Origin of the sequence: Bacillus sp. Cr_A10 (genome assembly GCF_029222665.1) — a bacterium.
GTDB lineage: Bacteria > Bacillota > Bacilli > Bacillales_A > Planococcaceae > Psychrobacillus.
In genome coordinates, this window is sequence record NZ_JARHXR010000005.1 from 1 (window position 1) to 12,131 (window position 12,131).

At 38.4% G+C, this 12,131-nt stretch carries 13 protein-coding genes and 1 rRNA gene; all 14 read right to left on the reverse strand.

The annotated features are described in order from the left end of the window. Window positions 1-187 (reverse strand): 16S ribosomal RNA (locus P2Q73_RS02965); the annotation flags it as partial. 420 nt (window positions 188-607) lie between these two features. Continuing rightward, complete coding sequence (gene lysS / locus P2Q73_RS02970) at window positions 608-2,098, reverse strand: lysine--tRNA ligase (RefSeq protein ID WP_053591061.1); 1,491 nt, start codon at window positions 2,096-2,098, stop codon at window positions 608-610. A gap of 173 nt (window positions 2,099-2,271) precedes the next feature. After that, the gene (gene dusB, locus P2Q73_RS02975; protein ID WP_275783733.1) at window positions 2,272-3,297 is read right to left on the reverse strand and encodes a tRNA dihydrouridine synthase DusB; all 1,026 of its coding nucleotides are present in this window, start codon (window positions 3,295-3,297) and stop codon (window positions 2,272-2,274) included. 2 nt (window positions 3,298-3,299) lie between these two features. Then, window positions 3,300-3,518 carry a helix-turn-helix domain-containing protein gene (locus P2Q73_RS02980; RefSeq protein WP_053591063.1) on the reverse strand — a complete coding sequence of 73 codons (219 nt, stop codon included), beginning with the start codon at window positions 3,516-3,518 and terminating at the stop codon, window positions 3,300-3,302. Continuing rightward, window positions 3,470-3,988 (reverse strand): 2-amino-4-hydroxy-6-hydroxymethyldihydropteridine diphosphokinase, encoded by a 519-nt coding sequence (folK, locus tag P2Q73_RS02985; protein ID WP_053591064.1) that lies wholly within the window; start codon window positions 3,986-3,988, stop codon window positions 3,470-3,472. The genes P2Q73_RS02980 and folK overlap by 49 nt, the downstream gene beginning before the upstream one ends. Beyond that, the gene (gene folB / locus P2Q73_RS02990; protein ID WP_275783739.1) at window positions 3,985-4,350 is read right to left on the reverse strand and encodes a dihydroneopterin aldolase; all 366 of its coding nucleotides are present in this window, start codon (window positions 4,348-4,350) and stop codon (window positions 3,985-3,987) included. The genes folK and folB overlap by 4 nt, the downstream gene beginning before the upstream one ends. Window positions 4,351-4,356: 6 nt before the next feature. Further along, complete coding sequence (gene folP / locus P2Q73_RS02995; RefSeq protein WP_275783742.1) at window positions 4,357-5,214, reverse strand: dihydropteroate synthase; 858 nt, start codon at window positions 5,212-5,214, stop codon at window positions 4,357-4,359. A 4-nt stretch (window positions 5,215-5,218) separates the two neighbouring features. Further along, window positions 5,219-6,052: an aminodeoxychorismate lyase gene (pabC, locus tag P2Q73_RS03000; RefSeq protein WP_275783745.1), complete on the reverse strand. Its 834-nt coding sequence runs from the start codon at window positions 6,050-6,052 to the stop codon at window positions 5,219-5,221. Window position 6,053: 1 nt separating this feature from the next. Then, window positions 6,054-6,644, reverse strand: a complete 591-nt coding sequence (pabA, locus tag P2Q73_RS03005) for an aminodeoxychorismate/anthranilate synthase component II (protein WP_275783748.1) — start codon at window positions 6,642-6,644, stop codon at window positions 6,054-6,056. After that, a complete protein-coding gene (locus P2Q73_RS03010) occupies window positions 6,641-8,014 on the reverse strand; it encodes an anthranilate synthase component I family protein (RefSeq protein WP_275783783.1) in 1,374 nt (457 codons plus the stop codon). Before P2Q73_RS03010 ends, pabA begins: the two co-directional genes overlap by 4 nt. A gap of 427 nt (window positions 8,015-8,441) precedes the next feature. Further along, window positions 8,442-9,365 (reverse strand): cysteine synthase A, encoded by a 924-nt coding sequence (cysK, locus tag P2Q73_RS03015; protein ID WP_056833361.1) that lies wholly within the window; start codon window positions 9,363-9,365, stop codon window positions 8,442-8,444. Between the two features lie 166 nt (window positions 9,366-9,531). Beyond that, window positions 9,532-10,458, reverse strand: a complete 927-nt coding sequence (locus tag P2Q73_RS03020; protein ID WP_056833360.1) for a peptidyl-prolyl cis-trans isomerase — start codon at window positions 10,456-10,458, stop codon at window positions 9,532-9,534. After that, window positions 10,442-11,323 (reverse strand): Hsp33 family molecular chaperone HslO, encoded by an 882-nt coding sequence (hslO, locus tag P2Q73_RS03025; protein ID WP_053591071.1) that lies wholly within the window; start codon window positions 11,321-11,323, stop codon window positions 10,442-10,444. The genes P2Q73_RS03020 and hslO overlap by 17 nt, the downstream gene beginning before the upstream one ends. Further along, a complete protein-coding gene (locus tag P2Q73_RS03030) occupies window positions 11,324-12,106 on the reverse strand; it encodes a type III pantothenate kinase (protein ID WP_053591072.1) in 783 nt (260 codons plus the stop codon). Between the last annotated feature and the right edge of the window lie 25 nt (window positions 12,107-12,131).

Below are 12,131 nucleotides of genomic sequence, written 5' to 3' on the forward strand. Positions count from 1 at the left end.
AATGGATTATTCGGTATTAGCCCCGGTTTCCCGGAGTTATCCCAATCTACAGGGCAGGTTGCCCACGTGTTACTCACCCGTCCGCCGCTAAATCAGAAGAAGCAAGCTTCTTCATCATCCGCTCGACTTGCATGTATTAGGCACGCCGCCAGCGTTCGTCCTGAGCCAGGATCAAACTCTCCATAATAGAGAACTTAAAAAGCTCATTTTGTTTTGCTGGCATCATCATTAAATGATGTCAAAATTGTTTGCTATCCGACTAACCGAAGCTAGTCTATCAAGCTATATGTCTTAACGTTTTGCATGTTCAGTTTTCAATGTTCATGTTTAAATTTTATTGTGTTGTCGTTTTGGCGACTTTAATATCATACCAAATCTCGTTATCTATGTCAACAACTTTTTTATTTTATTTTCGATGTGAATCGGTAATAAAAATGACAACTTGATAACTATACCACCCTCTTTAACTTATGGCAAGCGTTTTTATTAACTTTTTTTAAAATACTTCCCTTCCTATTTTACATACTACATATAGTAACTATAAAAAAAGAGAGGCACTACAAATAGTAGCATCTCTCCTTCATATATATAGAACTTTATAAAACGATTAATCTTTATGACGCATTGTTGGGAACAATAATACATCGCGAATAGATGCAGAGTTAGTTAACAACATAATCAAACGGTCAATACCGATTCCAAGACCACCTGTTGGCGGCATACCATATTCTAATGCCTCTAAGAAATCTTCATCCATTTCATGCGCTTCGTCATTACCTGCTTCTTTTTCAGCTAATTGGGCTTCGAAGCGTTGACGTTGATCAATAGGGTCATTTAGTTCTGTAAAAGCGTTTGCGTGCTCACGGCGAACAATGAACAATTCAAAACGATCTGTAAAACGACCGTCCTCCGGATTTTTCTTCGCAAGAGGAGATACCTCTACAGGATGTCCATATATAAATGTAGGTTGCACTAATGTTTCTTCTACTTTTTGTTCAAAGAACTCATTTAATACATGACCAACTTCCATCGTAGGTTTTACATCAACACCATGTTCTTTTGCTAAACCATGCGCTTCTTCTTTGGTCATTTCTTTCCAGAAGTCTACACCGGTAGTTTCTTTTACCGCATCTGCCATATGCCAACGTCTCCAGCCAGGAGCAAGGTTAATTTGATCCTCACCGTAAGTAACAGTAGTTGTCCCTAATACTTCTTGAGCAACATGAGAAACAAGATTCTCTGTTAAGTTCATGATATCTTGGTAATCAGCATACGCTTCATACAATTCAATCATTGTAAATTCTGGGTTATGACGTGTTGAAACACCTTCATTTCGGAAAACACGACCAATTTCATATACTTTTTCTAATCCACCTACGATTAGACGTTTTAAATGCAATTCAATCGCAATACGCATGTATAATTCCATATCTAATGCATTATGATGCGTGATAAAAGGACGAGCAGCTGCACCACCAGCGATTGTATGTAACATCGGTGTTTCAACTTCCAAATAGCCTTGTCCATCTAAATAACGACGAATCGCTTGAATGATACGACTTCTAGCAATAAATGTATTTTTACTTTCTTCACTTGTCATTAAATCTAAATAACGTTGACGATAGCGTTGCTCAACGTCTTTTAAACCGTGAAACTTTTCTGGCATTGGACGTAGGGATTTTGTTAAGAATGTGAATTCTACCGCTTTCACCGATAGTTCGCCTACTTGTGTACGAAATACATTCCCTCTTACTCCTACAATATCTCCTAAATCAGCTGTATTAAATAATTCATACGCTTCTTCTCCGATTGCATCTTTTCGTACATAAATTTGAATTTGACCGCCCAAATCTTGAATGTGTGCAAATCCAGCTTTCCCTTTTCCTCTTTTAGTCATAATTCGTCCTGCAATTACGACTTCATGAGGTGTTTCTTCTAATTGTTCTTTAGTAAATTGATCATATTCAGCAATTACTTGATCACTTAAATGGGTACGCTCAAATTTGCTACCAAAAGGATCTAATCCTTTTTCTTGTATAGAAGTCATCTTCTGTCTTCTCACCAAAATTTGATCGCTTAATTCTTCTACATTAGACATGTTTGTCACTCCTCCACTACCTATTATCCGCAACTATCTTTTATTACGTTGAACTTATTGTACACAATTTCTGTACGCTGTTCACCTTTTTCCTACACGAAAGAATATATTTCACTATTCTGATTATCTTTTAAAACGGAAAGAGCCATCACTAGTAAGTGATAGCCCTCATTTTAATAAGCAAGAACAGAGTCAGCATTATATTCTTTTGATGCTTCTTCCGCAAAATAACGTAAGTACTCCTTTAACTCTTGTGCAGATTCTGTTTGATTAATCATATTACGCGCTTTACCATTACCACGAATACCTTTTAAGTACCAAGAAGCATGTTTACGCATTTCTCTTACAGCGATACCTTCTCCTTTTAATGCAGTTAAACGATCAAAATGTAATAAGCACACTTCAATCTTCTCTTCTACTGTAGGTTCAGGCTTAAGTTCACCTGTCTCCAAGTATTCCACCGTACGATAAATCATCCATGGGTCTCCTAGAGCTGCTCGCCCTATCATTACAGCGTCGACGCCAGTTTCTTCTAACATACGCTTTGCATCTTGTGGAGTATTTATGTCACCGTTACCGATAACCGGTATGTTCACAGCTTCCTTTGCCTGACGAATCAAATCCCAATTCGCGTGCCCTTCATACATTTGTAAACGAGTACGACCATGTACGGCAACCGCTGCTCCGCCAGCACGTTCTACTGCACGAACATTATCTACAATGTAAATATGATCATCGTCCCAACCTGTACGCATTTTTACACTAACAGGTTTATTTACATTGTCGACTACCGCAGAAACCATTTCATAAATTTTCTCAGGATCAAGAAGCCATCTCGCTCCAGCCTCACACTTAATAATTTTGTTTACCGGACACCCCATATTAATATCAATGATATCCGCAGAAGTATGCTGATCTACGTATTTGGCAGCTGCTACAAGTGTATCTTTTTCTCCCCCGAAAATTTGAAGTGATAGAGGATTTTCTCGCTCATCTATATAAAGCATGCTCAAAGTCTTTTCGTTTTTATTAACGATTCCTTTGTCACTAATCATTTCTGCGTAAACTAACCCTGCTCCAAACTCTTTAACAGTTAATCGGAAAGCAGAGTTACAAATACCTGCCATTGGCGCTAACACGACACGATTATCCATTTCAAAATTTCCAATTTTAAATGGTTTTGTCGCTGCTTTTGTCAAAATCATTCACCTGCCTTTATTTCTCCTTTTAATTCTTCTATCGGTATATCTAACAAGGAAGCAATTTTATCTAACTGCCGTTCACTTGGAACTCTTTTCCCTTGCTCTATTTGCCCGAGTATAGACACAGACATCTCCATTTCTTTCGCCAGTTCAACTTGACTCAACCTTTTTAAGCGTCGAAATGCACGAATGCGTCTACCCCATCGAACGTTTTCCATATATGAACGCCTTCTTTCTGAACTTGTGCAAGCTCCAATAAAGAACGCTTTGTAAGAGGCTCAACTAAATCCGAATTTAACTCCACAAGAGGTACGAGCACGAAGCCTCTCTCCGTCATCCTTGGATGAGGAATAATAAGGTTCTCCGTTTTCATATTCTCTTCATTATACAACAAAATGTCAAGGTCTACAGTTCGAGGACCCCAACGAACTTCACGAGTACGACCTAGTTCTGCCTCTATTTCATTGCATCTCTTTAATAATTCCTGCGGTGTAAATAATGTCTCAAGCTCCACCACTATATTCAAAAAGGCAGCTTGATCTACATACCCAACTGGATCTGTTTCGTAAACAGAAGAAACTTGCGTTACTTGTATACTTTCAGAATCATTTAGTAATTGAACAGATTTTCTAAGAAAATCAAATCGATTTCCGATATTAGATCCTAATGATAAATACGCTATATTCATAGTATACCTCTCGTAATATCAACCGCGACAGAAGCATAATGGCCTGCAATAGGCGGATTAGGCTTAACTAGCTGTATGCGACAGCCACTCACCTTAGATTCATATTCTGATAAGATACGCCCAGCGATATTTTCAGCAACTGCTTCTATTAATAAATATGGTTTGCCTTCTACTATTTCCTTACAAAGCTCAAATACCTCTGCATAATTTACTGTTTCATCTAAGTTATCGGTTTCACCAGCTTTTTTTAAATCACAAGCTAGTGTGATGGTTACTCGAAAAATTTGACCGAGCTTTGTTTCTTCAGGTAACGCACCATGAAACCCGTAAAATTCTAAATCATTCAGATGTATATAGTCCATAAAAAATTAAGCCTCACTTTCCTTAAATTGCACCTTTCCTGTTAGCACGTCCATCATTTTTGTCATACGGGCAATTTCCTTCACATCATGTACTCGCACCATATGGCAACCAAGCTGAACACCATAGCACACGGTTGCCCCTGTACCTTCCATTCGTTCATTTACAGGAAGATTTAGTACATTACCGATTAAACGTTTTCGAGATGTTGCAAGTAAAACTGGATAACCCATATCTACTAATTCATCTAAGTGCTGCATCATCCAAACATTTTGAGTTGTAGTTTTACCGAAGCCGATACCTGGATCTAACCAAATATTATCATCGGTCACTCCTGCTGCTTTTGCAATTTGAATACATTCTTCTAAATCTTGTTTTGCTTCTGGCCAAAAATCTGTATATTCTTCGTTATCTCTATTATGCATTAATATAATTGGAACTCCTAATTCTGCAGCTACCTTGGCAACTTTTGAATCTCTTTTTGCGCCCCAAATATCGTTAATGACATGTGCACCTGCCAGTATTGCTGCTCTTGCAACTTCTGACTTATATGTATCGATGGAAATGACCGCATCTACTTCCGCAGTAATTGCTTTTATAACTGGTACGACACGCGCTATTTCCTCTTCATCTGAAATCATAGTGTACCCAGGTCTTGTGGATTCACCACCAATATCAATGATTTTGGCGCCATCTGTAACCATTTGCTTTGCACGAGCTACTGCGGCTTCTACGTTATTAAATTTTCCACCATCCGAAAAGGAATCCGGTGTAACATTTAATATCCCCATAACAATTGATTCTTTTCGAAAATCTAACGTAACCCCACCAGCTTCAAAAGGCTTGGTATTAAATTGTAATTTCATGTTTTTATCCTTCTTTCTGAATACACTTTACATACATCTCATGAAGAGTAGCATAAACGGGTCCTTGGTTTCCTAAATAATGCTTTTCGCTTATATCTTTTATAGGCACAATTTCTTGTACTGCATTGGTAATAAATACTTCGTCCACTTCATTCAATGCATCTTGTTTAAATAAACCTTCTTCTACTACTATTGGTGAATTTTTAATGATCCAATCACGTGTGATGCCTGCTAATATTCCTGTTTCCAAAGAAGGTGTAAATAACTTCCCATTTTTTACCCAAAATAAGTTGGACGTAATTCCTTCTGCTACAAAACCATCAGAAGTTAGAAAGATACCCTCTAGTGACGCAAGTGATGCAACCTCGAATCGAGCATGTATATTATTCGCATAATGATGAGATTTATGACGTGTGCCACTTTCCGGCGAATTTCTCACTGTTTCTAACCAAACGGCCGACTTTTCTGTTCCTCTAGGTACAGTGTGTAAAGGTTTTCGAAATAAAATAACAGTCGGCTTGTCATAACTATTAGGCTGTAGCCCGATATCATGGACACCTGCTGAAATGTTTAAACGAAAATAACCGTCTTCCTCGTTATTCATAGTAGTTAATACTTTTACAGCTTCCATAATTGTTTTTTGATCAAAAGGCATTGTAATACGAAAATCAGCTAGTGCTCGAGAAAGTCGATTCCAATGCTCTTCCAATAAAAATACTTTTCCATCATACGTACGAAATGTTTCAAAAAACCCTAGCCCGTACAAAAAGCCATGGTCATAAGGAGAAATTGTAAGTTCATCTGCTCGATAATATTCTCCATCTTTCCAAGCATCCATATTAAATAATCTCCCTTACTGCAGGGCTATATGCTTCAAAAAAGTTTTGAATTAGTTTTTTACCTTCCTCTGTCATAATCGATTCAGGATGAAATTGTACACCTTCTACTGCGAACTCTTTATGACGAAGCCCCATTATTTCTCCTTCATCTGTCCAAGAAGTCACCTCTAAACAATCAGGCAATGATTCTTTTTCTACTAGTAAAGAATGATATCTTGTCGCCTGAAAAGGATTTGGCATATTTGTATTAACTCCTTTTCCATCATGATAAACGGGAGAGGTTTTTCCGTGCATTAGTCTTTCTGCGCGTATTACTTTACCACCAAATGCTTGTCCAATCGACTGATGTCCAAGACAAACACCAAAAACAGGTATTTTTCCTGCAAAATGAGCAATGACATCCAGGCTAATACCAGCTTCATTAGGTGTACAAGGGCCTGGAGAAACAACAATTATAGATGGAGATAACTGTTCTATTTCCGAGATACTTAGCTCATCATTTCGAACAACCGTCACTTTCTCCCCAAGTTCACCAATATATTGCACCAAATTATAAGTAAAGGAATCATAGTTATCAATCATTAAAATCATAGCTGACCTCTTTCTGCCATAGCTTTTGCTTGCCATAATGCTTTTGCTTTATTTAAGGATTCCTTATATTCTGCATCCGGAACAGAATCGATTACAATTCCCGCCCCCGCTTGAATGTGTGCCATTCCGTCTTGAATAAAAGCAGTGCGAATGACAATATTTAATTCTAAATCACCTGAAAACCCTAACCAACCAATTGATCCCGTATATAATCCGCGTCGAACCGGTTCAAGCTCTTCAATTATTTCCATCGTTCGGATTTTCGGAGCGCCTGTGATCGTACCCCCTGGGAACATCGCTTGAATAATCTCTGTATTCGATGTACTTGGACGAAGTGTACCTCTTACATTGGAAACAATATGCATAACATGCGAATAGCGTTCGATGACCATAAATTCGTTTACTTCAACAGTTCCATAGGATGAGACCCGTCCTAAATCATTTCTTTCTAAATCCACCAGCATAACATGTTCTGCTCGCTCTTTGTCATTTTCTATAAGCTCATTAGCCAATGTGATATCTTCTTCATTGCTTTTACCACGCGGTCTCGTTCCTGCGATAGGACGTGTCGATAATTCGGTTCCTTTTTTCTTCACTAATAGCTCTGGTGATCCTGAAACAACAGCAAAATCTGGTGACTGGATATAAGCCATATAGGGAGATGGATTAAATGCACGAAGTGCCTCATACATAGCAATCGACTCAGCATTTAGCCTTTTAGATTGGCGAACCGATAAATTCACTTGGAATACATCCCCTTGAGCAATATACTCCTGCACTTGACGGACAGCAGCCTCAAATTCATTTCCACTCACAGAGACGAGCAACTCCGCATCATCATTAGTTACTTCTACGGCAGATTCATATGAAAATTTACGTTCTGCTTTGCTACTTGAAGTCTTAAAAGCATCTTCCATATCCTCTAAATTTATATTACTCGTAGAGAGTTTCATACAAGTAACAAGTTGAGTTTCCACCTCAAGTACAGCCCAGAAATCAAATAAATAAAAATAGATATCAGGTATTTGTAGATCATCTTCAGCTAATGTTGGTAGCACTTCTATTTTGCGTGCATAATCATAGCTTATAAAACCAGCTGCTCCACCTTGAAAATCAGGCAAATTTTCCTGAAATGGGATGTGATAGGATTCAACAAGCTTTTCTAACTCTGTAAGCGCCTCTCCATGACGTATCTCTTCATCCCCGTTTCTCCATTTTATATGTAATCCAGTGTCTAAAGATTTAGTAATCGCCAAAGGATTCCAAGCAGCAACACTCAAACGGCCACCTCTACCACTTTCTAAAAATAAATGATGTGATTCCGATTTTGTGATTTCTTTATAAGCATAGAAAAAATCTTCTTTTGACATATGAAAGGTCTTAGTTTGTAATGTAAGTAAATCCAATTCTTGAAATCCTCCTAAAAACGTTTGCCTTCATCTTAACTTGAAACCAGTACTTTTCGCCACATAAAAAAGCGGAAGCACTATGCTCCCGCTCAATTTAGCTCATTTTTTTCTAAAATTTGAAGAAGTGCTTTTCAGACTAGATGAAAACGCTTGTCAGTCGGCAACCTAAGTACGCCGCGTCCTGCAGCAACGGTTGCATGCCCCAAATCCTGTGGGCCCGCGCGCCAGCAATGGTTTTCTGCGACGAGTAACCGCAGGAGCACCGAGGCGGAAGCGAATAGAACTAAAGTTCATGAGCTTACAACGAAGTGCAAGCAAACTCTCTCTTGTTTGCGACGAGCTTTGCGCAGGAGCAACGAGGAATGCGAGCTTTTTTCATCAGTCTGAATTAGTCTTCGAATTGATAAAGTGGTGTGCTCAAATAACGCTCTCCGTTATCTGGAACTATCGCAAGAACTTTTTTCCCTTTTCCTAGTTGTTTTGCAAGTTGAAGTGCTGCATAAATAGCTGCTCCTCCAGATACCCCACCAAGAATACCTTCCAATTTTGCAACTTCGCGAGCAGTAGCATAAGCATCTTCATTCGATACTTGGATAATGGAATCATACATTTCTGTATCTAATACTGTTGGTACAAATCCCGCTCCAATTCCTTGGATTTTATGTGGACCTGGTTTACCACCAGATAGAACATTGGAATCTTTTGGTTCTACTGCAGCAATATGAATATCTGAGAATTTTTCTTTCAATACGATACCCGCACCTGTGATTGTACCACCAGTACCAACTCCTGCTACAAAACCATGTAGTTCATCAAATGCTTCTGCAATTTCAGGACCTGTTGTTAAACGGTGAATTTCTGGGTTTGATTCATTATTAAATTGTTGTGGCATGAACCAACCATTTTCATTTGCTAGTTCTTCCGCTTTTGCGATAGCGCCTTTCATCCCGTCTGCTCCTGGAGTTAATACTAAGTCAGCTCCGTAAGCACGAAGTAAGTTTCTACGCTCTAAGCTCATTGTATCAGGCATAACTAATACTGCTTTATAACCCTTCGCAGCAGCAATCATAGAAAGTCCTATTCCTGTGTTTCCACTAGTAGGCTCGATAAGTGTGCTGCCATCTTTTAACTTTCCTTCTTTTTCTGCAGCTTCAATCATCGCAAATGCAATACGATCTTTCACGCTGCTTCCTGGGTTGAAGAATTCTAATTTCACATATACTTCTGCATCCTCAGGGTTTGACACTCTGTTTAGTTTAACTACTGGTGTTTTTCCAATTAAATCTACTACTGATTGCGCAAACTTCGTCATCGTTACACTCCCAATCCCTACTATATTAATAGGTTTTATTTTCTTAATAATACCAATTTAAAAGATTCATTGTCAATAAAATTAGATTCAAACTTAATTTTATTTAAAAAAACAACGCATTCCATAGAATACGCTGTTTAAACTTAAATTATAAGCTTTGTTGTTACTATTTTTCGCTATACGACCATTGCGCATCAAATTCTTCCCAGAACACTTCTGGTGTAACCGACTGGGGAAGCTGATCAAGCGCAAGCTCTCGGTGAATATGATCTTCTACATCGTCGTAAGAAAATGATTCACCTTTAAAAACACTTACTACTTGCGCGACAGCAAACCGACCGTCTTTTAAGCTAATCACATCGCTCCATTTACCTGTTTCTATGTTTGGTAGCGCCGATAAGATTTCATCATCTACAGACTTCGTTCCTTCTGAAACATATCCAATGTCTCCACCTAAGCTAGCGGAACTCGTGTCTTTTGATCGTTCCCTTGCCAGACCGTCAAAAGAAGAACCATTTTTTAATTCTTTTACAACTTCCTTAGCCTCCTCCTCTGAGGAAACATAAATAACACTTGTACGGTAGGAGGTCGGAATATTATATAAGTTTTTATTATCATCATAAAAAGCTTTTATAGCATCTTTTTCTATCACTATGTCTTTGGCTAAAACCTTTTCCAAAATTAAACGTGAACGAACTTTTGCACGCATCGATTCTTCATTTAACGTTTGAAGAGATGTATCTGTCCCTTCTTGGGTAGAACGAATAAGAGCTACCTCTAAATCCACTTCCTGATCAGTTACTTTAATTTCGTATTTTTTTGCAGCCGCTTCCATCACTTCTGCATTAACGAGATCTAGCAGCACTTCTTTCCCGTACATTGACTCCATAGAAGCCATCCATTGTTCTTTCGTAATACCTTTCCCATCAACAGAGGCGACTTGTTCCGTTCCATTTGCCTTTTCATTTGGTATTAGCCAAGCAATAAACCAGAGTAAATTGCCAAACAAAAGAATACCAAGTAACAAAAGCACTGGTTTTGTTTTTAAATGTCGTTTTTGTTGTGGATTAAAGTTATCACGCGTTGATTTCATCGATAAACGACTCCAATTCATCTACTGAGTACTGGTATTTTTCCATACAGAAATGACAATGTGCTTCTGCCCCTCCGTCTTCCTCAATCATATCGCGAATTTCACTTACTCCCAAACTAATAATCGCACTACCGAAACGTTCCTTAGAACAATTACATTCAAATGATACAGGGATAGAATCTAAAATTTGCACATTATCTTTCCCTAAAATTTCAAAAAGCAATTCCTCAGGAGTTAATCCTTTTTCAATCATCTTAGAAACAGGCTCCATTTTGCTTAAATGTTCCTCAATAACAGTAATTGTTTCATCATCAGTACCAGGCATTAGCTGGATGATAAAACCACCCGCTGCCAAAATTGTGTTATCTGGGTTTACGAGTACCCCAAGACCAACAGAGGAAGGTACCTGCTCAGAAACAGCAAAATAATACGTAAAGTCTTCAGCAATTTCACCTGAAACGATAGGTACTTGACCTGTAAAGAAGTCTCTTAAACCAAGGTCTTTAACAATAGTCAATGTACCCTCTGTACCTACTGCACGACGTACATCTAATTTCCCAACTTCGTTTAAATCAAAGTGGGTCTGTGGGTTAGTGACATACCCGCGAACTTCCCCTTTTGCATTACTATCAATAATCATTGGTCCGATTGGGCCATTACCTTCTACTTTTACTGTGAGTTTGTCTTCCCCTTTTAACATTATCCCCATCATAACAGCAGCGGTCATTGACCTACCAAGCGCTGCTGATGCAGTTGGCCATGTTTGATGACGTCGTTGCGCTTCCCCTACAGTATCTGTTGTGCGGACTGCATATGCACGGACATTTCCTTCAAATGCTAATGCTCTTACTAAGTAATCTCCCATTTATTTCAAACCTCTTTCATCTAAGTTTCTTTGATAAATTAAATACAAACCTTTCAATGTTAGAAAAGGATCAATTACGTCCATAATGGTTGTTTCATCCCCGATTAAAGATGCCATCCCACCTGTTGCTATCACTTTAGGGTTATGTTTCGATACTTTTTTCATTCTATTCACAATTCCTTCTACTTGTCCTACATAACCATACACAATACCAGCTTGCATCGCAGAAACAGTATTTTTCCCAATGACATGCTCAGGTCTAGTTAGCTCAATACGAGGAAGTTTGCTTGCACGAGTAAAAAGTGCCTCTGTGGAGATACCGATTCCAGGAGCTATAGCCCCTCCCATATACTCACCTTTTTCGTTGACATAACAATAAGTTGTTGCAGTTCCAAAATCTACAATGATTAACGGACTGCCATATTCATGGATGGCAGCTACTGCATTTACAATTCGATCTGCTCCAACCTCACGGGGATTCTCGTATTTTATATTTAACCCTGTTTTAACTCCAGGACCTACAATTATTGGTTTAATACCAAAATATTTTTTACACATCGCTTCTAATGAAAACATAATTGGCGGTACTACCGATGAGATAATAATACCTTCTATTTGATCAAAAGAAATATTGGCGTGTGAAAATAAAGCTTTTACTTGCATACCATATTCATCTTCTGTTTTCAGACGATCTGTTTCCATTCGCCAGTGATGAATAAGTTTATCATCATCGTAAACACCTAGTACAATGTTTGTATTACCTGTATCTAACACGAGTATCATCTAACTTGTCCTCACTTCTCGGTAA

What these genes read in the sequence shown, in the direction of transcription:
- lysS (WP_053591061.1), bottom strand. Translation starts at nt 2,098, where the DNA reads ATGTCTAATGTAGAAGAATTAAGCGATCAAATTTTGGTGAGAAGACAG.
- P2Q73_RS02980 (WP_053591063.1), bottom strand. Translation starts at nt 3,518, where the DNA reads ATGGAAAACGTTCGATGGGGTAGACGCATTCGTGCATTTCGACGCTTA.
- folK (WP_053591064.1), bottom strand. Translation starts at nt 3,988, where the DNA reads ATGAATATAGCGTATTTATCATTAGGATCTAATATCGGAAATCGATTT.
- folB (WP_275783739.1), bottom strand. Translation starts at nt 4,350, where the DNA reads ATGGACTATATACATCTGAATGATTTAGAATTTTACGGGTTTCATGGT.
- folP (WP_275783742.1), bottom strand. Translation starts at nt 5,214, where the DNA reads ATGAAATTACAATTTAATACCAAGCCTTTTGAAGCTGGTGGGGTTACG.
- pabC (WP_275783745.1), bottom strand. Translation starts at nt 6,052, where the DNA reads ATGGATGCTTGGAAAGATGGAGAATATTATCGAGCAGATGAACTTACA.
- pabA (WP_275783748.1), bottom strand. Translation starts at nt 6,644, where the DNA reads ATGATTTTAATGATTGATAACTATGATTCCTTTACTTATAATTTGGTG.
- P2Q73_RS03010 (WP_275783783.1), bottom strand. Translation starts at nt 8,014, where the DNA reads ATGTCAAAAGAAGATTTTTTCTATGCTTATAAAGAAATCACAAAATCG.
- cysK (WP_056833361.1), bottom strand. Translation starts at nt 9,365, where the DNA reads ATGACGAAGTTTGCGCAATCAGTAGTAGATTTAATTGGAAAAACACCA.
- P2Q73_RS03020 (WP_056833360.1), bottom strand. Translation starts at nt 10,458, where the DNA reads ATGAAATCAACGCGTGATAACTTTAATCCACAACAAAAACGACATTTA.
- hslO (WP_053591071.1), bottom strand. Translation starts at nt 11,323, where the DNA reads ATGGGAGATTACTTAGTAAGAGCATTAGCATTTGAAGGAAATGTCCGT.
- P2Q73_RS03030 (WP_053591072.1), bottom strand. Translation starts at nt 12,106, where the DNA reads ATGATACTCGTGTTAGATACAGGTAATACAAACATTGTACTAGGTGTT.